This window comes from Frankia sp. CeTa3Moorea (genome assembly GCF_978021225.1).
The window spans coordinates 6,368-29,638 of sequence record NZ_CDXDOR010000059.1 but is presented as its reverse complement, the minus strand read 5'-3'; the positions used below and the strand labels follow the sequence as shown (position 1 = coordinate 29,638).

The 23,271-nt window shown below is 68.2% G+C and carries 21 protein-coding genes; 20 read left to right on the top strand and 1 reads right to left on the bottom strand.

The window, feature by feature from the left end; all coding sequences use genetic code 11:
• The 8 genes from nusG to AC08OV_RS12590 form a co-directional block, all read left to right on the top strand.
• The coding region (gene nusG, locus AC08OV_RS12625) for a transcription termination/antitermination protein NusG (RefSeq protein ID WP_476619699.1) at nt 1–713 on the top strand (713 nt) is incomplete at its 5' end.
• A gap of 35 nt (nt 714–748) precedes the next feature.
• Entirely contained in the window at nt 749–1,183 is a 435-nt protein-coding gene (gene rplK / locus AC08OV_RS12620; RefSeq protein ID WP_462185678.1) for a 50S ribosomal protein L11, read from the top strand.
• Between the two features lie 137 nt (nt 1,184–1,320).
• Nucleotides 1,321–2,037, top strand: coding sequence for a 50S ribosomal protein L1 (gene rplA, locus AC08OV_RS12615; RefSeq protein ID WP_462185679.1), 717 nt, complete (start codon nt 1,321–1,323; stop codon nt 2,035–2,037).
• 387 nt (nt 2,038–2,424) lie between these two features.
• Nucleotides 2,425–2,988, top strand: a complete 564-nt coding sequence (rplJ, locus tag AC08OV_RS12610) for a 50S ribosomal protein L10 (protein ID WP_476612737.1) — start codon at nt 2,425–2,427, stop codon at nt 2,986–2,988.
• Between the two features lie 103 nt (nt 2,989–3,091).
• Nucleotides 3,092–3,484: a 50S ribosomal protein L7/L12 gene (gene rplL, locus AC08OV_RS12605; protein WP_011435031.1), complete on the top strand. Its 393-nt coding sequence runs from the start codon at nt 3,092–3,094 to the stop codon at nt 3,482–3,484.
• Nucleotides 3,485–4,359: 875 nt separating this feature from the next.
• Entirely contained in the window at nt 4,360–7,785 is a 3,426-nt protein-coding gene (gene rpoB, locus AC08OV_RS12600) for a DNA-directed RNA polymerase subunit beta (RefSeq protein WP_476612736.1), read from the top strand.
• 105 nt (nt 7,786–7,890) lie between these two features.
• Complete coding sequence (locus AC08OV_RS12595; protein ID WP_476619698.1) at nt 7,891–11,778, top strand: DNA-directed RNA polymerase subunit beta'; 3,888 nt, start codon at nt 7,891–7,893, stop codon at nt 11,776–11,778.
• Nucleotides 11,779–12,127: 349 nt separating this feature from the next.
• Nucleotides 12,128–12,973: an RluA family pseudouridine synthase gene (locus tag AC08OV_RS12590; protein WP_476612739.1), complete on the top strand. Its 846-nt coding sequence runs from the start codon at nt 12,128–12,130 to the stop codon at nt 12,971–12,973.
• Here AC08OV_RS12590 and mug read toward each other — a convergent pair.
• Entirely contained in the window at nt 12,950–13,537 is a 588-nt protein-coding gene (mug, locus tag AC08OV_RS12585) for a G/U mismatch-specific DNA glycosylase (protein WP_462185685.1), read from the bottom strand. The two genes, AC08OV_RS12590 and mug, sit on opposite strands and share 24 nt — an antisense overlap.
• Before the next feature lie 552 nt (nt 13,538–14,089).
• Between mug and rpsL the strand changes: the two genes are divergently transcribed.
• The 12 genes from rpsL to rpsC all read left to right on the top strand — a co-directional run.
• Nucleotides 14,090–14,464 (top strand): 30S ribosomal protein S12, encoded by a 375-nt coding sequence (gene rpsL, locus AC08OV_RS12580; RefSeq protein WP_009740532.1) that lies wholly within the window; start codon nt 14,090–14,092, stop codon nt 14,462–14,464.
• Nucleotides 14,464–14,934, top strand: coding sequence for a 30S ribosomal protein S7 (rpsG, locus tag AC08OV_RS12575; protein WP_009740531.1), 471 nt, complete (start codon nt 14,464–14,466; stop codon nt 14,932–14,934). Before rpsL ends, rpsG begins: the two co-directional genes overlap by 1 nt.
• 6 nt (nt 14,935–14,940) lie before the next feature.
• Entirely contained in the window at nt 14,941–17,037 is a 2,097-nt protein-coding gene (gene fusA / locus AC08OV_RS12570; protein ID WP_476591747.1) for an elongation factor G, read from the top strand.
• A 73-nt stretch (nt 17,038–17,110) separates the two neighbouring features.
• Entirely contained in the window at nt 17,111–18,304 is a 1,194-nt protein-coding gene (gene tuf / locus AC08OV_RS12565; RefSeq protein WP_011435038.1) for an elongation factor Tu, read from the top strand.
• Between the two features lie 339 nt (nt 18,305–18,643).
• Complete coding sequence (gene rpsJ, locus AC08OV_RS12560) at nt 18,644–18,952, top strand: 30S ribosomal protein S10 (RefSeq protein WP_007514815.1); 309 nt, start codon at nt 18,644–18,646, stop codon at nt 18,950–18,952.
• 17 nt (nt 18,953–18,969) lie between these two features.
• Nucleotides 18,970–19,677: a 50S ribosomal protein L3 gene (rplC, locus tag AC08OV_RS12555; protein ID WP_476612734.1), complete on the top strand. Its 708-nt coding sequence runs from the start codon at nt 18,970–18,972 to the stop codon at nt 19,675–19,677.
• On the top strand, nt 19,674–20,411 hold the full coding sequence (gene rplD, locus AC08OV_RS12550; RefSeq protein ID WP_476612733.1) for a 50S ribosomal protein L4: 738 nt from the start codon (nt 19,674–19,676) through the stop codon (nt 20,409–20,411). The genes rplC and rplD overlap by 4 nt, the downstream gene beginning before the upstream one ends.
• Nucleotides 20,408–20,704, top strand: coding sequence for a 50S ribosomal protein L23 (gene rplW / locus AC08OV_RS12545; protein WP_011435041.1), 297 nt, complete (start codon nt 20,408–20,410; stop codon nt 20,702–20,704). Before rplD ends, rplW begins: the two co-directional genes overlap by 4 nt.
• A 46-nt stretch (nt 20,705–20,750) precedes the next feature.
• Nucleotides 20,751–21,584, top strand: coding sequence for a 50S ribosomal protein L2 (gene rplB, locus AC08OV_RS12540; RefSeq protein ID WP_011435042.1), 834 nt, complete (start codon nt 20,751–20,753; stop codon nt 21,582–21,584).
• Between the two features lie 93 nt (nt 21,585–21,677).
• Nucleotides 21,678–21,959, top strand: a complete 282-nt coding sequence (gene rpsS, locus AC08OV_RS12535; protein ID WP_011435043.1) for a 30S ribosomal protein S19 — start codon at nt 21,678–21,680, stop codon at nt 21,957–21,959.
• Complete coding sequence (gene rplV, locus AC08OV_RS12530; RefSeq protein ID WP_476591751.1) at nt 21,952–22,389, top strand: 50S ribosomal protein L22; 438 nt, start codon at nt 21,952–21,954, stop codon at nt 22,387–22,389. Before rpsS ends, rplV begins: the two co-directional genes overlap by 8 nt.
• Nucleotides 22,389–23,271 (top strand): 30S ribosomal protein S3 (gene rpsC / locus AC08OV_RS12525; protein WP_476619697.1); only part of this gene is annotated, 883 nt, incomplete at its 3' end. The genes rplV and rpsC, both read left to right, overlap by 1 nt.

The following is a 23,271-nucleotide window of genomic DNA, read 5'->3' as shown; positions in this document are numbered from 1 at the left end:
GCACGGACGCTGGCGCCGAACTTGGCGACGTCTACGCCGCCGCCGAGACCGATCCCGAGACCGATCCCGCCCCCGAGGGTGCTTTCCCGGCCTCCCCGGCGGTCGGGACGGTGCCGCCGGCCCTGACGGACGACGATGCCGACGACGCCGATGACCTGCGGCGGGCGATCGAGGACGCGCCCGGCGAGTGGTACGTCGTGCACTCCTACGCGGGGTACGAGAACAAGGTCAAGACCAATCTCGAGACCCGGATCTCCAGCCTCAACATGGAGGACTACATCTTCCAGATCGAGGTGCCCACCGAGGAGGTCCCGGTGGTCAAGAACGGCAAGCGGCAGCTTGTCCAGCAGAAGAAGTACCCGGGTTACATCTACGTCCGGATGGATCTGACCGATCAGTCGTGGTCGGCGGTCCGCAACACCCCGGGTGTGACCGGGTTCGTCGGGCTCACCAACCGGCCCTCCCCGCTGCGCCGGGAGGAGGTCCTCTCGATCCTCGCCCCGGCTGTGCCGAAGGAGAAGAAGGTCGAGACCGTCCGGGTGCAGGAGTTCGAGGTCGGCGAGTCCGTCACCGTCATGGACGGCCCCTTCGCCACGCTCCCGGCGACCATCAGCGAGATCAACCTCGACGCCCAGCGGCTGAAGGTGCTGGTCTCGATCTTCGGTCGGGAGACGCCCGTCGAGCTGCAGTTCAATCAGGTCGCGAAGATCTGATCCGCTCCGTAGAACCCCGGTAGGAAGACGAGCACATGCCTCCCAAGAAGAAGAAGATCACCGCGATCATCAAGCTCCAGATCAACGCCGGCAAGGCCACCCCGGCGCCGCCGGTTGGCCCCGCGTTGGGTCAGCATGGCGTGAACATCATGGAGTTCTGCAAGCAGTACAATGCGGCGACCGAGTCGCAGGCCGGCAACGTCGTGCCGGTCGAGATCACCGTCTACGATGACCGGTCCTTCACCTTCGTCACGAAGACCCCGCCGGCCGCGCGGCTCATCCTCAAGGCCGCGGGCGTGGAGAAGGGCAGTGGCACCCCGCACCGGGACAAGGTTGCCAAGCTCACCGCGGCGCAGATCCGCGAGATCGCCCAGACCAAGCTCCCGGACCTCAACGCCACCTCGATCGAGGCCGCCGAGAAGATCATCGCTGGTACCGCCCGATCCATGGGTATCACGGTCGGCGAGTAGTACGCCCTCGAGTTTCCCCCACCACCGGACCGACCAGTGGGAGGGCGGCCGGGCGCAGGTGCCGGGTGGACAGGACGTGTCCACGTCGCCGCGCCCCTTCGACGGCCGTCCGCCATCACCACGAGGAGACAGACAGTATGAAGCGCAGCAAGGCCTACCGCGCCGCGGCCGAGAAGATCAACTTGGAGAACCTCTACAGCCCGCTGGAGGCGGTCCGCCTCGCGCAGCAGACCTCGACGACGAAGTATGACGCGACGGTCGAGGTTGCGATCCGGCTCGGGGTCGATCCTCGTAAGGCCGACCAGATGGTCCGTGGTACGGTCAACCTGCCGCACGGCACCGGGAAGTCCCCCCGCGTCGCCGTCTTCGCCGCCGGGGAGAAGGCCGCTGAGGCGAGCGCGGCCGGGGCCGACATCGTCGGTAGCGATGACCTGGTCGCCCGGATCCAGGAGGGCTTCCTGGAGTTTGACGCGACCGTCGCGACGCCCGACCAGATGGCGAAGGTCGGTCGGATCGCTCGGGTCCTGGGACCCCGCGGCCTGATGCCGAACCCGAAGACCGGCACCGTGACGCTGGACATCGGCAAGGCCGTCTCCGACATCAAGGGTGGAAAGATCAACTTTCGGGTAGACAAGCAGGGTAACCTGCATATCGTCATCGGGAAGACGAACTTCACTGACACCCAGCTGATCGAGAACTACACGGTTGCCCTGGATGAGATCGTCCGGGTGAAGCCGTCCGCGGCCAAGGGCCGGTACCTGAAGAAGGTCACCTTCACGACCACCATGGGCCCGGGTATCCCGGTCGACCCGAACCGCACCCGCAACCTGCTCGACGAGGGTGCCGCCGCCTGATCCGGCCCGTCCGGAGGCTCCCGCCCGTCCGGAAGCACCGCCGCGCGAAGCCATGCGTGCGGTCGCCGGGCGGGCGAACAGCGACGAACAGCCGCGGACAACAATCGCGTACACTGATATCCAGTTCCACACCGAAGACCGCTGGTTGCCGTCTCCGTTCCCGTCGAGGGTCACTCCTCGTCCGGTTCGACCGACGGCCGAAGGCCCCGGGTTCTCCGGGCGGCCCGCGCAGGTGACGGACGGGAAGTTCCGTGACGGATGCACGCAGCCGGGTGACGCACCCGGTAGCGCCACCGCCGCCCTTCACGCCCCGTGCGCCTGCGCCGGGGCGTTCGTCATGTTCCGGGGGCGTTTCCGGATGACCAGCCGACACCCCGAAGGAGCCCCATGGCGAAAGCTGAGAAGACCGCCGCGGTGGCGGAGATCGTCGAGGAGTTCCGTGGCTCGACCGCCGCGGTGCTCACGGAGTACCGCGGTTTGACGGTGAGCCAGCTCACCGAGCTGCGGCGTGTCCTCGGCGAGGGCACGCGCTACTCCGTGGTCAAGAACACTCTGACCAAGATTGCGGCGGAGCAGGCCGGGGTCACCGGACTCGACGACCTGTTCGTCGGGCCGACCGCTGTCGCTTTCGTCAGCGGCGACCCGGTCGAGGCGGCCAAGGGCCTGCGCGACTTCGCTCGGGCGAACCCGGCATTGGTGCTCAAGGGCGGCTTCGTCGAGGGCAAACCGATGACCGCCGACGAGATTCGCAAGCTTGCGGATCTCGAGTCCCGCGAGGTCCTGCTGGCGAAGCTGGCCGGGGCGATGAAGGGCACGCTGGCCGGGGCCGTCGGGCTCTTCGCCGCTCCGCTGTCCCAGGTGGCCCGGCTCGCGGAGGCGCTGCGCGAGCAGCGCGAAGGCCAGTCCGCCGGCGCCGCCGAGCAGCCGGCCGCCGAGGCTGCCGCCGAATAGCCGAACGGCGCCACCATGGTGCCGCCCCGAGGTCACAACCAGGTCGCTCGCAGTCACGAGCAGGCCACCCCGAATCAGGCATGACAAGGAAGGAACCGCCACCATGGCGAAGCTGTCGACCGAAGAGCTGCTGGACGCCTTCAAGGAACTGACCCTGTTGGAGCTCTCGGAGTTCGTGAAGCAGTTCGAGGAGACCTTCGGCGTCACCGCCGCGGCTCCGGTCGCCGTGGCCGCCGCCCCGGCCGCCGGTGGTGCGGGCGGCGAGGCGCCGGCCGCCGAGGAGCAGGACGAGTTCGACGTCATCCTTGAATCCGTCGGTGACAAGAAGATCCAGGTCATCAAGGAGGTCCGTGCGCTGACCAGCCTCGGGCTGAAGGAGGCCAAGGACCTCGTCGACGGGGCTCCGAAGCCGGTCCTGGAGAAGGTCGCCAAGGAGGCGGCGGACAAGGCGAAGGCGGCCCTCGAGGGCGCCGGCGCCACGGTCACCGTCAAGTAGTACCGGCAGTCTGAGCAGTACCGGCAGCACCTCGCTGCCCTGGGACGCCCCGCCCGGCGATGTCCGTCGCCGGGCGGGGCGTCTCTTGCGGCCGCTCGGCGTGGCCGTGGCGGACACCCCCGTGCCGGGGCACCTCTCTGCGGTGCCCCGGCACGTGCTGTCTGGAAGGCCCGGAAGGTCCACCGCAGGCGGCCCGATGCACAGATGGGCAGGTCGGGTCCGTTCGTGACGTTTTCCGAAGGGGGTTGACGGCCTCTGTGGATCGGAGTTCCATCAAGTTTGCGAACCCTCGTCGGGAGCAGATGCGGTGCGCTACGTCCTCCCTGCGTGGTCCCATCACGCAGATCCTTGCCAGCGGTGTGCCCTTCGGCTACACTGCTAGTTTGCGCTGCCCTTCTCGTTGTATCGACCTCGCCGACACCGTGCCGTTGGTGACGGTCGGCCCTGTTCGGGGGCTGGTATGCACCGTGAGGCGGTTCCGGTTACGTGGTCCGGAGCGGTACTCGCGGTCGGTCCGGGACGATGCGGAGGCGCGCTGGTCGTGCCGGAGTGTGGCACGGCTGTACGGCTGCCACACCGAGGACCCTGAGCGAGACCCTTGCCCATACACCGATCCGTTGTTCTCAGCGGACACTCGTGTCGCCGCGCGCACATGCCGTGGCGAGGCTTTCGCGTGCCCGTTGTCGGCCGCACATCCGCTACGCAGGACGCCCGGGGGTCGGCCTCCACGTCCCGCGGCCATCGTCTCACCGGTGGGGCACCCCCCGCCGCCGTTCCTGACAACCGTAGCGAGACACTGATCACCTGACCATTCCCCGACGGATACTTGACGTCCGCGACGCCAGCCCGACGATCAGGCCACCGGAAGGACCACCTTGGCCGCCTCGCGCTCTTCTTCCCGCATCTCGTTCGCTAAGATCATCGAGCCCCTCGAGGTCCCGGATCTCCTTGCTCTTCAGACGCAGTCCTTCGATTGGCTGATCGGTAGTGACGCCTGGGCGGAGCGGGTGCAGGAGGCCATCGATTCCGGCCGTGACGACGTTCCGATCACCTCGGGTCTCGAGGAGGTCTTCGAGGAGATCTCCCCGATCGAGGACTTCTCCGGCTCGATGTCACTGTCCTTTCGGGACCACCGGTTCGAACCGCCCAAGTACTCCGTGGAGGAGTGCAAGGACAAGGACATGACCTTCTCGGCCCCGCTGTTCGTCACGGCCGAGTTCACCAACAACACCACCGGCGAGATCAAGAGCCAGACGGTGTTCATGGGTGACTTCCCGCTCATGACCCCGAAGGGCACCTTCGTCATCAATGGCACTGAGCGCGTGGTGGTCAGCCAGCTCGTGCGCTCCCCGGGGGTCTACTTCGAGCGCAGCCTCGATAAGGCCTCCGACAAGGACCTGTACTCCTGCAAGGTGATCCCCTCCCGGGGAGCCTGGCTGGAGTTCGAGATCGACAAGCGCGACACCGTGGGCGTGCGGATCGACCGCAAGCGCCGTCAGTCCGTCACGGTGCTGCTCAAGGCGCTCGGCTGGGACGAGGCCCGCATCCTCGAGCGGTTCGGTGACTTCCCGTCGATGCGCATCACTCTGGAGAAGGACCACACCGCCGGCCAGGACGATGCGCTGCTCGACATCTACCGCAAGCTGCGCCCGGGTGAGCCGCCGACACGGGAGTCGGCGCAGACCCTACTGGAGAACCTCTTCTTCAACCCGAAGCGCTACGACCTCGCCAAGGTCGGTCGCTACAAGGTCAACAAGAAGCTCTCCCTCGACGTTGCCCACGACATCGGCGTTCTCACCGAGGACGACATCGTCCGCACCATCGAGTACGTCGTCAAGCTGCACGCGGGTGCCGATCCGGCCGAGTACGAGGTCGACGACATCGACCACTTCGGCAACCGTCGCCTGCGCTCGGTCGGCGAGCAGATCCAGAACCAGGTCCGGCTGGGACTTGCCCGGATGGAGCGGGTCGTCCGCGAGCGGATGACTACGCAGGATGTCGAGGCGATCACGCCGCAGACCCTGATCAACATCCGGCCGGTCGTCGCCTCCATCAAGGAGTTCTTCGGCACCAGTCAGCTCTCGCAGTTCATGGACCAGACGAACCCGTTGGCTGGTCTGACTCACAAGCGCCGGATGAACGCACTTGGCCCAGGCGGCCTTTCTCGAGAGCGGGCGGGCTTCGAGGTCCGCGACGTGCACCCCAGCCACTACGGCCGGATGTGCCCGATCGAGACGCCGGAAGGCCCGAACATCGGTCTGATCGGCTCGCTGTCGACGTTCGCCCGGATCAACCCGTTCGGCTTCGTTGAGACGCCGTACCGCAAGGTCGTGGACGGCCGCGTCACCGACGAGATCGACTACCTGACCGCCGATGAGGAGGACCGGCACGTCAAGGCGCAGGCGAACGCGCCGCTACGGCCGGACGGAACGTTCGCGGAGGACCGTGTCCTGGTCCGCCGCAAGGGCGGTGAGGTCGAGTCCATCCCGCCGGATGAGGTCGACTACATGGACGTTTCGACCCGTCAGATGGTCTCCGTGGCCACTGCCATGATCCCGTTCCTCGAGCACGACGACGCCAACCGCGCGCTCATGGGCTCCAACATGCAGCGCCAGTCGGTGCCGCTGCTGCGCTCCGAGGCGCCGCTGGTCGGCACCGGGATGGAGGCCCGCGCGGCCAAGGATGCCGGCGACGTGGTCGTCTGCGCCCAGGCGGGGGTGGTCGAGGATCTCTCGGCCGACTACATCACTGTCATGCACGACGACGGCACCCGGCGCACCTACCGGCTGGCGAAGTTCCGCCGGTCGAACCAGGGCACCTGCATCAACCAGAAGCCGATCGTGAACGAGGGCGACCGGGTCGAGGCCGGCCAGGTCATCGCGGACGGCCCGTGCACCGACAACGGTGAGATGGCGCTCGGCAAGAACCTGCTGGTCGCCTTCATGCCGTGGGAGGGGCACAACTACGAGGATGCGATCATCCTGTCCCAGCGTCTCGTCCAGGACGACGTGCTGTCCTCGATCCACATCGAGGAGCACGAGGTCGACGCCCGCGACACCAAGCTCGGCCCGGAGGAGATCACCCGGGACATCCCGAACGTCGCCGAGGAGGTTCTCGCCGACCTCGACGAGCGGGGGATCATCCGGATCGGCGCCGAGGTCTCGCCCGGCGACGTCCTGGTCGGCAAGGTCACACCCAAGGGCGAGACCGAGCTGACCCCCGAGGAGCGCCTGTTGCGCGCGATCTTCGGGGAGAAGGCCCGGGAGGTCCGTGACACCTCGCTGAAGGTGCCGCACGGTGAGTCCGGCAAGGTCATCGGCGTGCGGGTGTTCTCCCGCGAGGACGGCGACGAGCTCCCGCCCGGGGTCAACGAGCTGGTCCGGGTCTACGTCGCCCAGAAGCGGAAGATCACCGACGGGGACAAGCTTGCCGGCCGGCACGGCAACAAGGGTGTCATCGCCAAGATCCTGCCCGTCGAGGACATGCCCTTCCTCGAGGACGGCACCGCCGTCGACGTCGTGCTCAACCCGCACGGCGTGCCGCGCCGGATGAACCTCGGCCAGATCCTGGAGACCCACCTCGGGTGGGTGGCCAAGACCGGCTGGCAGGTCGACTCCGGCACCGAGGACTGGAAGGAGCGGCTGCGTGGCATCGGCGCGGACGCCGCCTCGGCCGGCACCAATGTGGCGACCCCCGTCTTCGACGGTGCCCGCGAGGAGGAGATCACCGGCCTGCTCGACTCCACCCTGCCCAACCGCGACGGCGTCCAGCTGATCGGCTCCTCCGGTAAGGCCAAGTTGTTCGACGGCCGGACCGGTGAGCTGTACCCCTATCCGGTGGCGGTCGGCTACATCTACATCCTCAAGTTGCTGCACCTGGTCGACGACAAGATCCACGCCCGGTCGACCGGTCCCTACTCAATGATCACCCAGCAGCCCCTGGGTGGTAAGGCGCAGTTCGGTGGCCAGCGGTTCGGCGAGATGGAGGTGTGGGCGCTGGAGGCGTACGGCGCCGCCTACGCCCTGCAGGAACTGCTGACCATCAAGTCCGACGACGTCGTGGGCCGGGTCAAGGTCTACGAGGCGATCGTCAAGGGCGAGAACATTCCGGAGCCCGGTATCCCGGAGTCGTTCAAGGTGCTCATCAAGGAGATGCAGTCGCTGTGCCTCAACGTCGAGGTGCTCTCCAGCGATGGCGTGCAGATCGAGATGCGTGACACCGACGAGGACGTCTTCCGTGCGGCGGAGGAACTCGGGATCGACCTGTCCCGGCGTGAGCCGAGCAGCGTCGAGGAGGTCTGACGGACGCCGGGGGTCTGACGCGCCCGCCCTGATGGGCGGCGAGGCCCCCGGCGGCTCCATCCGACTCCAGCGTCCCGACCGAGAAAGAGAGAGCAGGCGACAGTCTTGCTGGACGTCAACTTCTTCGACGAACTGCGCATCGGTCTCGCCACCGCGGATGACATCCGCCAGTGGTCGCACGGTGAGGTCAAGAAGCCGGAGACGATCAACTACCGTACCCTGAAGCCGGAGAAGGACGGACTCTTCTGCGAGAAGATCTTCGGTCCCACCCGGGACTGGGAGTGCTATTGCGGTAAGTACAAGCGGGTCCGCTTCAAGGGCATCATCTGCGAGCGCTGCGGCGTCGAGGTCACCCGCGCCAAGGTGCGCCGCGAACGCATGGGGCATATCGAGCTCGCCGCCCCAGTCACCCACATCTGGTATTTCAAGGGTGTTCCGAGCCGGCTCGGCTACCTGCTGGACTTGGCGCCGAAGGACCTCGAGAAGGTCATCTACTTCGCCGCCTACATGATCACCAAGGTCGACGCGGAGGCGCGTCACCGCGACCTGCCCACCCTCGAGGCCCGCATCGGCGTCGAGAAGCAGCAGCTCGAGGACAAGAAGAACGCCGACGTGGAAGTCCGGCAGAAGCGGCTCGAGGCCGACCTCGCGCAGCTCGAGGCCGAGGGCGCCAAGGGTGACGCGCGACGCAAGGTCCGCGAGTCGGCCGAGCGCGAGATGCGCCAGATCCGGGACCGGGTGCAGCGTAAGATCGACGATCTCGACCGGGTCTTCGACCGCTTCAAGAACATGAAGGTCCAGGACCTGGAGCCGGACGAGCTGCTTTATCGCGAGCTGCGCGACCGCTTCGGTGCGTACTTCGACGGCGGCATGGGCGCCGAGGCGCTGCAGCGGCGGCTCGCTGACTTCGACCTGGGCGCCGAGGCCGAGTCGCTGCGCGAGACCATCCGCAGCGGCAAGGGCCAGAAGAAGGCCCGCGCACTCAAGCGGCTCAAGGTTGTCTCGGCGTTCCTGAACACCCGCAACTCCCCGATGGGGATGGTGCTCGACTGCGTCCCGGTGATCCCACCCGATCTGCGCCCGATGGTGCAGCTCGATGGTGGCCGGTTCGCCACCTCGGACCTCAACGACCTGTACCGCAGGGTGATCAACCGGAACAACCGGTTGAAGCGGCTGCTCGACCTCGGCGCGCCCGAGATCATCGTCAACAACGAGAAGCGGATGCTGCAGGAGGCCGTCGACGCGCTGTTCGACAACGGCCGCCGCGGCCGGCCGGTCACCGGCCCGGGTAACCGTCCGCTGAAGTCGCTGTCCGACATGCTCAAGGGCAAGCAGGGCCGGTTCCGCCAGAACCTGCTGGGTAAGCGGGTCGACTACTCCGGCCGGTCGGTCATCGTCGTCGGTCCGCAGCTCAAGCTGCACCAGTGCGGTCTGCCCAAGCAGATGGCGCTGGAGCTGTTCAAGCCGTTCGTGATGAAGCGCCTGGTGGACCTCAACCACGCGCAGAACATCAAGTCGGCGAAGCGGATGGTCGAGCGGGCCCGCCCGGTCGTGTGGGACGTGCTCGAGGAGGTCATCACCGAGCACCCCGTGCTGCTCAACCGGGCGCCGACCCTGCACCGCCTCGGCATCCAGGCCTTCGAGCCGCAGCTCGTCGAGGGCAAGGCCATCCAGATCCACCCGCTGGTCTGCACGGCGTTCAACGCCGACTTCGACGGTGACCAGATGGCGGTGCACCTGCCGCTGTCCGCCGAGGCGCAGGCCGAGGCGCGGATCCTGATGCTGTCGAGCAACAACATCCTCTCGCCCGCATCGGGCCGGCCGCTGGCGATGCCGAGCCTCGACATGGTGACCGGGGTGTTCCACCTGTCCCGCTTGGCCGAGGGGGCGCTCGGCGAGGGGCGGTCGTTCTCCAGCGTCGCCGAGGCGCAGATGGCGTTCGATGCCCGGGAGATCGCCCTTCAGGCGAAGATCAAGGTGCGGTTGCGGGACACCACCCCGCCGTCGGACTGGGTCCCGCCCGCCGACTGGGTCACCGGGGACGTGTTCACCCTGGAGACCACGTTCGGCCGTTGCCTGCTCAACGAGGCGCTGCCGGAGGGCTACCCCTTCATCAACGCCCAGCTGAACAAGAAGGCACAGGCGGCGATCGTCAACGACCTGGCTGAGCGGTACCCGAAGATCCAGGTAGCGGCGACCCTGGATGCCCTGAAGAGCGCCGGTTTCTACTGGGCCACCCGGTCCGGGGTCACCGTCGCGATCGAGGACGTCGTCGCGCCGCCGAACAAGGCCGAGATCCTCGACGACTACGAGCAGCGTGCCGACCGGGTCCAGAAGCAGTTCGACCGCGGCTTCCTGTCCGATGAGGAGCGCCGCAGCGAGCTGGTCCAGATCTGGACCGAGGCGACCAACAAGATCGCCGAGGCGATGGAGGAGAACTTCCCGGCGACCAACCCGGTCTACGTGCTGGTCAACTCCGGAGCCGCTGGAAACATGATGCAGATCCGGCAGCTCGCCGGCATGCGTGGCCTGGTCTCCAACCCGAAGGGTGAGATCATCCCGCGGCCGATCAAGGCGAACTTCCGCGAGGGTCTGACCGTGCTGGAGTACTTCATCTCCACCCACGGTGCCCGTAAGGGACTCGCTGACACCGCCCTGCGCACCGCGGACTCGGGGTACCTGACCCGGCGGCTCGTCGACGTCAGCCAGGACGTCATCGTCCGCGAGGAGGACTGCGGCACCGAGCGCGGCATCCTCACCCGGATCGCCCGCAAGGGCGCCGACGGGGTGCTGGTCCGGGACCGGTACGCCGAGACCTCGGCGTACGCGCGGACGCTGGCCTCCGACGCGATCGACGCGAACGGCGAGGTCATCGTGCCCGCCGGCACCGACGCCGGGGACGTCGCGATCAGCCAGATCATCGAGGCCGGCATCGAGCAGGTGCGGGTCCGCTCGGCGCTGACCTGCGAGTCCCGGATGGGAGTGTGCGCCCAGTGCTACGGGCGCTCGCTCGCCACCGGCAAGCTGGTCGACGTCGGTGAGGCCGTCGGCATCGTCGCCGCGCAGTCCATCGGTGAGCCCGGCACCCAGCTGACGATGCGTACCTTCCACAGCGGTGGCGTCGCCGGCGACGACATCACCCAGGGCCTGCCGCGTGTCGTCGAGCTGTTCGAGGCGCGCAGCCCGAAGGGCAAGGCCCCCATCACCGAGGTCTCCGGCCGGGTGAAGATCGAGGAGACCGAGAAGACCTTCAAGGTCGTGATGGTGCCGGACGACGGCAGCGACGAGATCGCCTACCCGGTCTCGCGGCGTTCGCGCCTGCGGGTCCGCGAGGGCGACCACATCGAGGTCGGCAGCCAGATCGTCGACGGTGCCGTCGACCCGCACGAGGTGTTGCGCATCCTCGGGCCGCGCCAGGTCCAGCTCCACCTGGTGGACCAGGTCCAGGAGGTCTACCGGTCGCAGGGTGTGTCGATCCACGACAAGCACATTGAGATCATCATCCGCCAGATGCTCAAGCGGGTGAACGTTCTCGAGTCGGGTGACACCACCCTGCTGCCCGGTGAGCTCTGCGAGCGGGCCCGGTTCGAGGCGGAGAACCGTCGGGTGGTGGAAGCCAGTGGCCAGCCGGCCTCGGCCCGCCCGGTCCTCATGGGGATCACCAAGGCGTCGCTGGCGACCGAGTCGTGGCTGTCGGCCGCCTCCTTCCAGGAGACGACCCGGGTGCTCACCGACGCGGCGATCAACGCCCGGTCGGACTCGCTCGTCGGCCTGAAGGAGAACGTCATTATCGGAAAGCTCATCCCGGCCGGCACCGGGATCTCCCGGTACCGCAACATCCGGGTCGAGCCGACCGAGGAGGCACGTGCGGCGATGTACTCCGTCGGTGCCTACGAGGACGGCGGCGTCGATTACGGCGCGTTCGGCACGGGCTCCGGCCAGGCGGTCCCGCTGGACGAGTTCGACTACCGCAGCTCGGGAGACTTCCGCTGAGCAGGTCGCGCGTAAGCAGGTCGCGCGTAAGCAGGTCGCGAGGCTGACCGAGCGGAGCTGACCAGGGCCCGACCGAAGCCCGATCGATCAGGACCGGCCCGGCGCCCTCACCAGGGTGCCGGGCCGGTTGCGCGTCCAGGTCCGGAGCCCGCTGGTGGGAGGGCGCGCAGAGACGGAAATCGGTAGGATAGGGGCAGGCACCTGCGGTGGCGGTGGAAGGTGGCGGCGGTGTGATTCTGACCGGCGACCACGACGACCTGAGTCGGTTGGCCGCGCCTTATCGGACAGTGGTCATCGAAGCGCTCCCCGGCAGTTGACGGCAGTTGACGTGACCGGGGCTGACCGTTTTATGACCGAGTGGACCGAGATTCGCCGGGAGCGAATGATCTACGAGGATGAGGCCATTCTCGTGCTCGACAAACCCGTCGGCATCTCGGTTATGGGAGAGCGGCACGACACCGATCTCGTCACCCTCGCCGGGGATGACGGCGAGGAGCTGTTCCCGGTGCACCGCATCGACAAGGTCACCTCGGGCCTGGTGCTCTTCGCCCGGCAGTTGCGGTTCCACGGTGATCTCACCCGGCAGTTCCAGCGCCGCACGGTGGACAAGCGCTACCTCGTCCTGACCCGGACCCGTGGACTGCCCGCCTCGGGGACCATTGATCTGCCGCTGAGCGTGGGGCGCAAGAGTCGGGTCCGGGTGGCGGCGAACCGGGCCGACATCATGGCCGGCCTGGCGGAGATGGCCCCCTTGGCGGAGGTTCCCCGGGCAGAGCTTGCCCCGACCGGCGCGGGCGTCGGACGCTGGACGGTTCCGCCCGCCGCGGTGTTCTCCCACGTCCGGACATACCCGTCCGTCACGACCTTCATCCGGGTCTGGGAGGGCGGTGAGTACACCCTGCTCGCAGTCACGCCGGTCAGCGGGCGGCGCCACCAGATCCGGGTGCATCTAGCCTGGATCGGGCACCCGATCGAGGGCGATCCGCTGTTCGGCCGGGGTGCCACCGCCCGCACCCTGCTGCACTCGTGGCGGCTCGCCTTCGATGCGGCCTGGGCCGGCGGCTCCCGCATCGAGGTCGAGGCGCCCCCCGGAGCCGACTTCTGGGCCCCGGTACGCGCGCATCTGCCGGCCGGCCCGGCGGCGGCCCTCCTCGGGAACGTGGCGGGTAGGTCAGGAATAGGCGGTTTCGCGTAGCTCGCCGTAGACCCGGACCAGGTCGGGCAGCTGATAGTGCGCGTTCAGGCCGCTCGGATTGGGCAGGAGCCAGATGCCGGCGGGTCCCAGGGTCTCCGCCTGGCGGCCGACCTTCGCGCTGCGGCGCCCGAACCCGATCCGGTAGGCGGCCAGGCCGAGGAAGGCCACCCACCGGGGCGAGACCCGTTCGACGAGTTCGGTGAGCCGGGGCACGCCGGCGCGGACCTCGTCATCGCTGATCTCGTCGGCGCGCGCGGTGGAGCGGTGGACGAGATTGGTGATGCTGATGCCCCGGCGGGCCAGTTCGTCGGTCTCGCTGGGATGCAGCCGGCGTGGGGTGAAGCCGGCGAGGTGCAGCACCGGCCACAGCCGGTTGCTCGGCGTGCCGAAGTGAAAGCCGGTGGCCCCGGACTCGAGGGACGGATTGATCCCGCAGAGCAGCACGACGGTGGCCGGGGCGACCAGGTCCGGGACGGTGGTCCCGTAGGCCGCGAGCAGCTCGTCCCGGCTCGGCCGGCGTCGGGCGGGGGCGGCCGCGAATCGCGCGCCGGCTGCGTCAGACATGTCCTCGCGGGCCTCCGATGCCGGTATCGTGCTGTCCCGTACAGCGTGCCAGTAGGTGCAGCGTGCCAGTACGTGGGGCCGTGCCGCTGCCCGCCTGTGCCGCTCGTCGAGTGCATGCGCTCGTCGAGTGCCATAGTGCGCGCGGGGTCTGCGGGGGATTTCGCCGGACACCCCCGTTCGACACCTGACGCGGGCGTGGAGTACTGTTGAGCCCTGTGGTCGGAGTCCACGTGGCTCCGGCGTGCGTCCTGCACTTCGATGTGGCGCCGTGGTGCTCGCTAGGTTGACGTAAAGTCACTATTCGGGTATCCGTCGGCGACTGTCGAGCTCGATTCCGCGAAGCGGACGGGCGGGCTGGCGTGCCCTCACCGGAACTGGATTACCGCATCGAGGTTCCGGTCGAATGGCGCGACACGCCCGACCGCGTGGGTCGGAGAAGCCGCTCGAGGACACTCCGGTGGGTCGGGTGCGGACCACAGCAGCAGGGAGGCCGGCGTACCGGTCTGGTTGCCCAAGGCAGTACGACGAGGCGTGACAGGAACGGGAGCGGCGTTGCCCACGATCCAGCAGCTGGTCCGCAAGGGCCGGCAGGACAAGGTCGAGAAGACCAAGACCCCGGCACTCAAGGGAAGCCCTCAGCGTCGTGGTGTGTGCACCCGCGTCTACACGACCACCCCGAAGAAGCCGAACTCGGCCCTGCGCAAGGTGGCCCGGGTCCGGTTGAACAGCGGGATCGAAGTCACCGCCTACATCCCCGGGGTCGGCCACAACCTGCAGGAGCACTCGATCGTCCTGGTTCGCGGTGGCCGAGTGAAGGATCTTCCGGGTGTCCGGTACAAGATCGTCCGAGGCGCTCTCGACACGCAGGGCGTCCGTAACCGTAAGCAGGCTCGTAGCCGCTACGGCGCGAAGAAGGAGAAGGGCTGATGCCGCGCAAGGGGCCTGCGCCCAAGCACGCCGTGGTGGTCGACCCGGTGTACGGGTCGCCGCTGGTGACCGCGCTGGTGAACAAGGTGCTGTTGAGCGGTAAGAAGTCGGTCGCGGAGCGCATCGTGTACGGCGCACTCGAGGGTGCGAAGAACAAGACCGGCAACGACCCGGTCGTCACGCTCAAGCGCGCGCTGGACAACGTCAAGCCGACGCTGGAGGTGCGTAGCCGCCGGGTGGGTGGTGCCACCTACCAGGTTCCGGTCGAGGTTCGCGCCGGCCGGAGCACCACCCTCGCGCTGCGCTGGATCGTCGGCTACTCCCGGGCTCGTCGCGAGAAGACGATGACCGAGCGGCTGATGAACGAGCTCATCGACGCGAGCAACGGCCTCGGCGCCAGCGTGAAGCGCCGGGAGGACACCCACAAGATGGCGGAGTCCAACAAGGCCTTCGCCCACTACCGCTGGTGATCCGAGATGCCATCTGACGTACATTCCTTGCTGGCCAGGACCCGCAATATCGGGATCATGGCCCACATCGACGCGGGCAAGACCACCACCACCGAGCGCATCCTCTTCTATACCGGCGTGAACTACAAGATCGGTGAGGTCCACGAGGGCGGCGCCACGATGGACTGGATGGAGCAGGAGCAGGAGCGGGGGATCACCATCACCTCCGCGGCCACCACCTGTATCTGGCGCGACCACACCATCAACATCATCGACACCCCCGGCCATGTCGACTTCACCGTCGAGGTGGAGCGCTCGCTGCGGGTCCTCGACGGTGCGGTCGCGGTCTTCGACGCGGTCGCCGGAGTCGAGCCGCAGAGCGAGACGGTCTGGAAGCAGGCCGACCGTTACAACGTCCCGCGTATCGCCTTCGTCAACAAGATGGACCGGGTCGGTGCCGAGTTCCACCGCTGCGTGGAGATGATGATCGACCGGCTCGACGCGACGCCGGCCGTGATCCAGCTCCCGTGGGGCGTGGAGGCCGACTTCCGCGGTGTCATTGACCTGGTCCGCATGAAGGGCCTCCTCTGGAAGACCGAGGACAAAGGCGCATCCTACGAGACCGTCGACATCCCGCGGGATCACCTCGAGGCCGCGCAGGAGTGGCGCGACAAGCTTCTCGAGACTGTCGCCGAGAACGACGACGAGCTCATGGAGCTCTACCTCGAGGGTGAGGAGCCTTCCACAGAGCAGCTCATCGCCGCCCTGCGCCGCGCGACCCTGGCGAGCAAGGTCAACCCGGTGCTGTGCGGTTCGGCGTTCAAGAACAAGGGCGTCCAGCCCATGCTCGACGCCGTCGTCGACTTCCTGCCGAACCCGCTGGACATCGGCGCCACCGTCGGCCATGCAGTCGGCGGCGAGGAGACCGAGGTCCGCCGGGAGCCGAGCGAGGACGAGCCGTTTTCCGCGCTCGCTTTCAAGATCATGAGTGACCCGTACGTGGGTAAGCTGACCTACATCCGGGTGTACTCCGGCAAGCTGACCGGTGGTTCGCCGGTGCTGAACTCGACGAAGGACCGCAAGGAGCGCGTCGGCCGCATCCTGCAGATGCACGCCAACCACCGGGAGGACCGGGAGGGCGTCGGCGCGGGACAGATCGTGGCCGTGGTGGGGCTGAAGAACACCACCACGGGTGACACGCTCTGCGACCCGAACGCCCCGGTGATCCTGGAGTCGATGACGTTCCCGGCGCCGGTCATCCACGTCGCGATCGAGCCGAAGACCAAGGCCGACCAGCAGAAGCTGGGCACCGCCATCCAGCGCCTCGCCGAGGAGGACCCGACCTTCCAGGTCCGCACCGACGAGGAGACCGGTCAGACGATCATCGCCGGCATGGGCGAGCTGCACTTGGACGTGCTGGTCGACCGGATGCGCCGCGAGTTCGGTGTCGAGGCAAACGTCGGCAAGCCGCAGGTGGCCTATCGGGAGACGATCCGCCGCAAGGTGGAGAAGGTCGACTACACCCACAAGAAGCAGACGGGTGGATCCGGCCAGTACGCCCGGGTGATCATCAACTTGGAGCCCTCCGGCGGCGACGGCGGCGGCTACGAGTTCGAGAACAAGGTCACGGGTGGTCGCATCCCCCGGGAGTACATCCCCTCGGTGGATGCGGGCTGCCAGGAGGCCATGGAGTTCGGTGTGCTCGCCGGCTACCCGCTGGTGGACGTCAAGGTCACCCTGCTTGACGGCCAGTTCCACGACGTCGACTCGTCCGAACTCGCATTCAAGATCGCCGGTTCGATGGCGTTCAAGGACGCGGCCCGCAAGGCCGACCCGGTGCTGCTCGAGCCTCTGATGGCCGTCGAGGTCACCACCCCCGAGGACCACATGGGTGACGTGATCGGCGACCTGAACTCCCGCCGTGGGCAGATCCAGGCGATGGAGGAGCGGGGCGGTTCCCGGATCGTACGGGCGCTGGTGCCACTGTCGGAGATGTTCGGCTACGTTGGTGATCTTCGGTCGAAGACCTCCGGCCGGGCGAGCTACTCCATGCAGTTCGACTCCTACGCCGAGGTTCCCGCGAACGTCGCCAAGGAGATCATCGCCAAGGCCCGGGGAGAGTGAACGCCCTCGCGGCGTGAGCAACACCCCTACCTGACTACACAGCACGACACCACCCGTCCTTGGAGGGACACCCGTGGCGAAGCAGAAGTTCGAGCGGACGAAGCCGCACGTCAATATCGGCACTATTGGTCACATCGACCACGGCAAGACGACCCTGACTGCGGCGATCACCAAGGTCCTGCACGACGCCTACCCGGACCTCAACCCCTTCACGCCGTTCGACCAGATCGACAAGGCGCCGGAGGAGAAGGCCCGCGGCATCACGATCTCGATCGCCCACGTCGAGTACCAGACCGACACCCGGCACTACGCGCACGTCGACTGCCCGGGACACGCCGACTACATCAAGAATATGATCACCGGTGCTGCCCAGATGGACGGCGCGATCCTGGTCGTGTCCGCCACCGACGGCCCGATGCCGCAGACGAAGGAGCACGTGCTCCTCGCCCGCCAGGTCGGCGTGCCCTACATCGTCGTCGCCCTGAACAAGGCCGACATGGTCGACGACGAGGAGATCCTCGAGCTCGTCGAGCTGGAGGTCCGGGAGCTACTGAGCTCGTATGAGTTCCCGGGCGACGACGTCCCGGTCGTCCGGGTCTCCGCGCTCAAGGCGCTGGAGGGCGACAAGGAGTGGGGCGCCAAGCTCCTCGAGCTCATGGCGGCGGTCGACGAGTCGATCCCTGAGCCGCAGCGTGACATCGACCGGCCGTTCCTCATGCCGATCGAGGACGTCTTCACGATCACCGGTCGTGGCACCGTGGTCACCGGCCGCGTCGAGCGCGGAATCGTCAAGGTCAACGAGACCGTGGAGATCGTCGGCATCAAGCCGGAGACCACCTCCACCACCGTGACCGGTGTCGAGATGTTCCGCAAGCTGCTTGACGAGGGGCGTGCCGGCGACAACGTCGGTTTGCTCCTGCGCGGTATCAAGCGTGAGGACGTCGAGCGCGGCCAGGTCATCGTCAAGCCGAAGTCGATCACCCCGCACACGGTGTTCGAGGCTCGCGTCTACATCCTCAACAAGGATGAGGGCGGACGGCACACGCCGTTCTTCAAGAACTACCGCCCGCAGTTCTACTTCCGCACCACCGACGTGACCGGCGTCGTGACCCTCCCCGAGGGCACGGAGATGGTCATGCCGGGGGACAACACCGAGATGACGGTCGAGCTGATCCAGCCGATCGCCATGGAGGAGGGTCTGCGCTTCGCCATCCGCGAGGGTGGCCGGACCGTCGGCGCGGGCCAGGTCACGAAGGTTCTCAAGTAGTAGCCGTGGGCGGTGGGTCCGGGCGTGTGTACGGACCCACCGCCCACTGCGCTGCCTGACCAGACGGGGTCCGGCGCCACGTGTGGCGGGGTCGCCCCGGCCAGGCAGGGCTCTCGCGAGACTCGGCTGCCGAGGACAACCGGCCGCCGGCAAGGGACGCAGCCCGGTCCCGGTCGACACGTCGAGCGGGACCGGCACGAGACAGCGGTACAACCGGCAGATTCTTTCCGCCGGCGGCGGGGCGCCAGGCTCGCCGCGCGGCCGGCGGTGAGGATCTACGGGCGGTGACCCGGTAGCGATACCGGCCGGACGAGACAGACAGGACAGGCGAAGCCCACCATGGCGGCACAGAAGATCCGCATCCGGCTCAAGGCCTATGACCACGAGGTCATCGACAGCTCGGCGCGGAAGATCGTCGAGACGGTGACGCGGACGGGCGCGCAGGTCGCGGGACCGGTGCCGCTGCCGACGGAGAAGAACATCTACTGCGTCATCCGGTCGCCGCACAAGTACAAGGACAGCCGCGAGCACTTCGAGATGCGGACGCACAAGCGGCTGATCGACATTCTTGACCCGACGCCCAAGACGGTCGACTCGCTCATGCGCCTCGACCTGCCCGCCGGCGTCGATATCGAGATCAAGCTGTAAGAGGGGCCGGCGCAGTCATGCTCATCCGCAACTACAGAGGGCTCCTGGGCACCAAGCTCGGGATGACCCAGGTATGGGACGCGAACAACCGCGTCGTGCCGGTCACCGTCATCAAGGCCGGACCTAACGTCGTCACGCAGGTCAAGACGCCTGACTCGGACGGCTACTCGGCCGTGCAGCTCGGTTACGGCGAGATCGACCCGCGTAAGATCAACAATCCCGCTCGCGGCCACTTCGCCACCAGTGGGGTGACGCCTCGGCGCCACCTCGTCGAGCTGCGGACCGCCGATGCCGGCAACTACCGGCCCGGCCAGGAGCTGACTGGCGAGGTGTTCTCCGCCGGGACCGTCGTCGACGTCACCGGCACCTCGAAGGGTAAGGGGTTCGCCGGTGTCATGAAGCGTCACGGGTTCAAGGGCCTGGGCGCGGGGCACGGCGTCGAGCGCAAGCACCGCTCGCCGGGGTCGGTCGGCGGCTGCGCCACTCCCGGTCGCGTGTTCAAGGGCCTGCGCATGGCCGGCCGGATGGGTCACGTGCGCACCACGACCTCGGGGCTGACGATCCACGCCGTCGACACCGAGCGCGGCTATCTGCTGGTCAGGGGTGCGGTGCCCGGCCCGGACGGTGGTCTGGTCCTCGTGCGCAGCGCGGCCAAGCGCCCGGCGCCCGAGGCCATCGCCCCGGCGGCCGAGCCGGCCGGTACCGGTGAGGAGGTCTCGGCATGAGCCGGGTGGTCACATCCGACCCGAGCGTCACCACGCGCACCGTCGCGGTGCACGCGCCGAACGGGGGCGACGGCGGCAGTGTCGAGCTGCCCGGTGGCGTGTTCGACGTGCCGCTCAACGTCCCGCTGATCCACCAGGTCGTGGTGGCGCAGCTCGCGGCGGCCCGCCAGGGCACGCACGACACGAAGACCCGCGGCGAGGTCCGCGGCGGTGGCCGTAAGCCGTATCGGCAGAAGGGCACCGGCCGGGCCCGGCAGGGATCGCTGCGGGCTCCGCAGTTCACCGGCGGTGGCACCGTGCATGGCCCCACGCCGCGCAGATACGACCAGCGGACCCCGAAGAAGATGAAGGCCGCCGCGCTGCGCGGCGCGCTGTCCGACCGGGCCCGCAACAACCGGGTGCACGTGGTGTCCTCGCTGGTCTCCGGCGAGGCGCCGTCGACGAAGAGCGCGGTCACCGCGCTGCGGACGATCGCCGACACCCGCCGGGTGCTGCTGGTGGCGAGCCGTTCGGACGAGCTGACCTGGAAGAGCCTGCGCAACGTCGCGGCGGTGCACCTGCTCGACCCGGGCCAGCTCAACACCTATGACGTGCTGGTGAGCGACGACGTGGTCTTCACCGAGGAGGCGCTGGCCGCATTCCTTGCTCGTGACACCCGTCCGGCGACCTCCACCGCCGGGACCGAGGCTGCCGCGGGCACCGAAGGTGTGGCCGGGGCGGAGGAGAACAAGTGATTCCCGACCCGCGTGACGTGATCCTGCGGCCGGTCGTCTCCGAGAAGAGCTACGGCCTGCTCGACGAGAACGTCTACACCTTCATCGTGCGTCCGGACGCGAACAAGACCCAGATCAAGCTCGCGGTCCAGCAGATCTTCAATGTGCGGGTCCTGCGGGTGAACACCATCAACCGGCAGGGCAAGCGCAAGCGGACCAAGCACGGCTGGGGACACCGGTCCGCCTCCAAGCGGGCCCTGGTGAGCCTGGCTCCCGGTGACACGATCGAGATCTTCGGAGGCCCCGGTGCCTGAGCGCGTGCGCTCCGCGGCGGCGGTGGGTCCAGGACGGTAGGAAGCCATGGGTATTCGTAGGTACAAGCCGACGACGCCGGGGCGTCGTGGTGCGAGCGTGGCCGACTTCGTCGAGATCACTCGTGACCACCCGGAGAAGTCGCTGGTCCGCCCGCTGCACTCCAAGGGCGGGCGCAACGTCCACGGCCGGATCACCACCCGGCACCAGGGCGGCGGCCACAAGCGGGCGTACCGGGTCATCGACTTCCGGCGGGACAAGGACGGGGTGCCGGCCAAGGTCGCGCACATCGAGTACGACCCCAACCGCACCGCCCGGATCGCGCTGCTGCACTACCTCGACGGGGAGAAGCGCTACATCCTCGCGCCGGTGAAGCTCAGGCAGGGCGACACGGTCAGCTCCGGCGTGGGCGCCGACATCAAGCCCGGCAACGCGCTGCCGCTGCGCAACATCCCGACCGGCACGGTGGTGCACGCCATCGAGCTGCGTCCCGGTGGTGGTGCGAAGATCGCCCGCAGCGCCGGCACGAGTGTGCAGCTCGTCGCGAAGGACGGCCCCTACGCCCAGCTGCGGATGCCCTCCGGTGAGATCCGCAACGTGGATGTGCGCTGCCGCGCGACGGTCGGCGAGGTCGGCAACGCGGAGCAGAGCAACATCAACTGGGGTAAGGCCGGCCGGATGCGCTGGAAGGGTCGCCGACCCACCGTGCGTGGTGTCGCGATGAACCCGGTCGACCACCCGCACGGTGGTGGTGAGGGTAAGACCTCCGGCGGTCGTCACCCCGTCAACCCCAAGGGCCGTCCGGAGGGGCGGACCCGCGCGACCCGCAAGTCGTCCGACGCGCTCATCGTGCGTCGTCGCAAGCAGAACAGGCGGCGGTAGTGGTGATCTCCAGGCCCCGGGCCGCGTCGACCACCAGCGCGCCGCCGACCAGCCGCACCCATCGGATCTGAGCGGGAAGGAGGAGACACAGCCATGCCACGCAGTCTGAAAAAGGGCCCGTTCGTCGACGACCACCTGCTCAAGAAGGTGGATCTGCAGAACTCCAAGGGCACCAAGCACGTCATCAAGACCTGGTCGCGCCGGTCGACCGTGATCCCCGACATGCTGGGGCACACGATCGCCGTGCACGACGGCCGCAAGCACGTCCCGGTCTTCATCACCGAGGGCATGGTCGGGCACAAGCTCGGCGAGTTCGCCCCGACCCGGACCTTCCGTGGCCACGTCAAGGAGGACCGGAGGTCACGCCGTGGCTGACGATCTCGTTGACGGCCTGACCCGGGCCGGTCTTCCCGGGGCCAAGGCCTCGGCCCGCTATGTCCGGGTCTCGCCGACGAAGGCCCGCCGGGTCGTCGACCTGGTGCGCGGGCGCTCGGTCGGCGAGGCGCTGGACATCCTCCGGTTCGCTCCGCAGGCGGCCAGCGAGGACGTGTACAAGGTTGTCGCCAGCGCCGCGGCGAACGCCGAGAACAACCACAGCCTCGATCCGGCCACCCTGTGGGTCGGCGAGGTCTACGTGGACGAGGGGCCGACGCTCAAGCGCATCCGGCCCCGCGCCCAGGGCCGGGCCTATCGGATCCGCAAGCGCACCAGCCACATCACCGTCGTGGTGGAGAGCCGGGAGCCGGTCTCCGCGGCCGGCCGGGGCGCGAAGACGACCGCGAAGACGACAAGGAGGGCCCGGTAGTGGGGCAGAAGGTCAACCCGCACGGGTTCCGGCTTGGTATCACCTCGGAGTTCACCTCTCGCTGGTACGCCGACAAGCAGTACAAGGCGTACGTCGGCGAGGACGTGAAGATCCGCAAGATGATGTCGCGGGGCATGGAGCGGGCCGGCATCAGCCGGGTCGACATCGAGCGGACCCAGGGGCGGCTGCGGGTGGACATCCACACCGCGCGCCCAGGCATCGTCATCGGTCGCCGTGGCGCCGAGGCCGACCGTATCCGTGGCGACCTGGAGAAGCTCACCGGCAAGCAGGTGCAGCTCAACATCCTCGAGGTGAAGAACCCCGAGGTCGACGCCCAGCTCGTCGCCCAGGGGGTGGCTGAGCAGCTCTCCAGCCGGGTCAGCTTCCGCCGGGCGATGCGCAAGGCCATGCAGACCGCGATGAAGGGCGGCGCGAAGGGGATCCGGGTGCAGTGCTCGGGTCGTCTCGGTGGCGCCGAGATGAGCCGGTCGGAGTTCTACCGCGAGGGTCGGGTGCCGTTGCACACCCTTCGCGCGGACATCGACTACGGCTTCTATGAGGCTCGGACGAACTTCGGCCGCATCGGCGTGAAGGTCTGGATCTACAAGGGCGACGTCGTCCAGAGCCGGGCCGAGCGTGAGGCGCAGGAGGCGCTGCAGCGCCAGACCCGCCGGGAGCGCCCGCGCCGCGGGCCGCGTTCCGGCTCGTCCGGCACGACCCAGGGCGGGACCGAAGCGGGCCGGGCGGCGGCCCGCAGCGAGCGCCGGGGCCGTGGTGGTGGCGGCGGGAACGCCCCGGCTGAGACTCCGGCGGGCGAGGCCGCGGCGGCCGAGTCGACCGAGTCGACCGAGTCGACGGCACCTGTCGCGGAGTCCGCCACCG

Bases quoted from the DNA above. Each gene is read 5' to 3' on its own strand.
- rplK (WP_462185678.1), top strand. From the start codon at position 749: ATGCCTCCCAAGAAGAAGAAGATCACCGCGATCATCAAGCTCCAGATC.
- rplA (WP_462185679.1), top strand. From the start codon at position 1,321: ATGAAGCGCAGCAAGGCCTACCGCGCCGCGGCCGAGAAGATCAACTTG.
- rplJ (WP_476612737.1), top strand. From the start codon at position 2,425: ATGGCGAAAGCTGAGAAGACCGCCGCGGTGGCGGAGATCGTCGAGGAG.
- rplL (WP_011435031.1), top strand. From the start codon at position 3,092: ATGGCGAAGCTGTCGACCGAAGAGCTGCTGGACGCCTTCAAGGAACTG.
- AC08OV_RS12590 (WP_476612739.1), top strand. From the start codon at position 12,128: ATGACCGAGTGGACCGAGATTCGCCGGGAGCGAATGATCTACGAGGAT.
- mug (WP_462185685.1), bottom strand. From the start codon at position 13,537: ATGTCTGACGCAGCCGGCGCGCGATTCGCGGCCGCCCCCGCCCGACGC.
- rpsG (WP_009740531.1), top strand. From the start codon at position 14,464: ATGCCGCGCAAGGGGCCTGCGCCCAAGCACGCCGTGGTGGTCGACCCG.
- fusA (WP_476591747.1), top strand. From the start codon at position 14,941: ATGCCATCTGACGTACATTCCTTGCTGGCCAGGACCCGCAATATCGGG.
- rpsJ (WP_007514815.1), top strand. From the start codon at position 18,644: ATGGCGGCACAGAAGATCCGCATCCGGCTCAAGGCCTATGACCACGAG.
- rplC (WP_476612734.1), top strand. From the start codon at position 18,970: ATGCTCATCCGCAACTACAGAGGGCTCCTGGGCACCAAGCTCGGGATG.
- rplD (WP_476612733.1), top strand. From the start codon at position 19,674: ATGAGCCGGGTGGTCACATCCGACCCGAGCGTCACCACGCGCACCGTC.
- rplB (WP_011435042.1), top strand. From the start codon at position 20,751: ATGGGTATTCGTAGGTACAAGCCGACGACGCCGGGGCGTCGTGGTGCG.
- rpsS (WP_011435043.1), top strand. From the start codon at position 21,678: ATGCCACGCAGTCTGAAAAAGGGCCCGTTCGTCGACGACCACCTGCTC.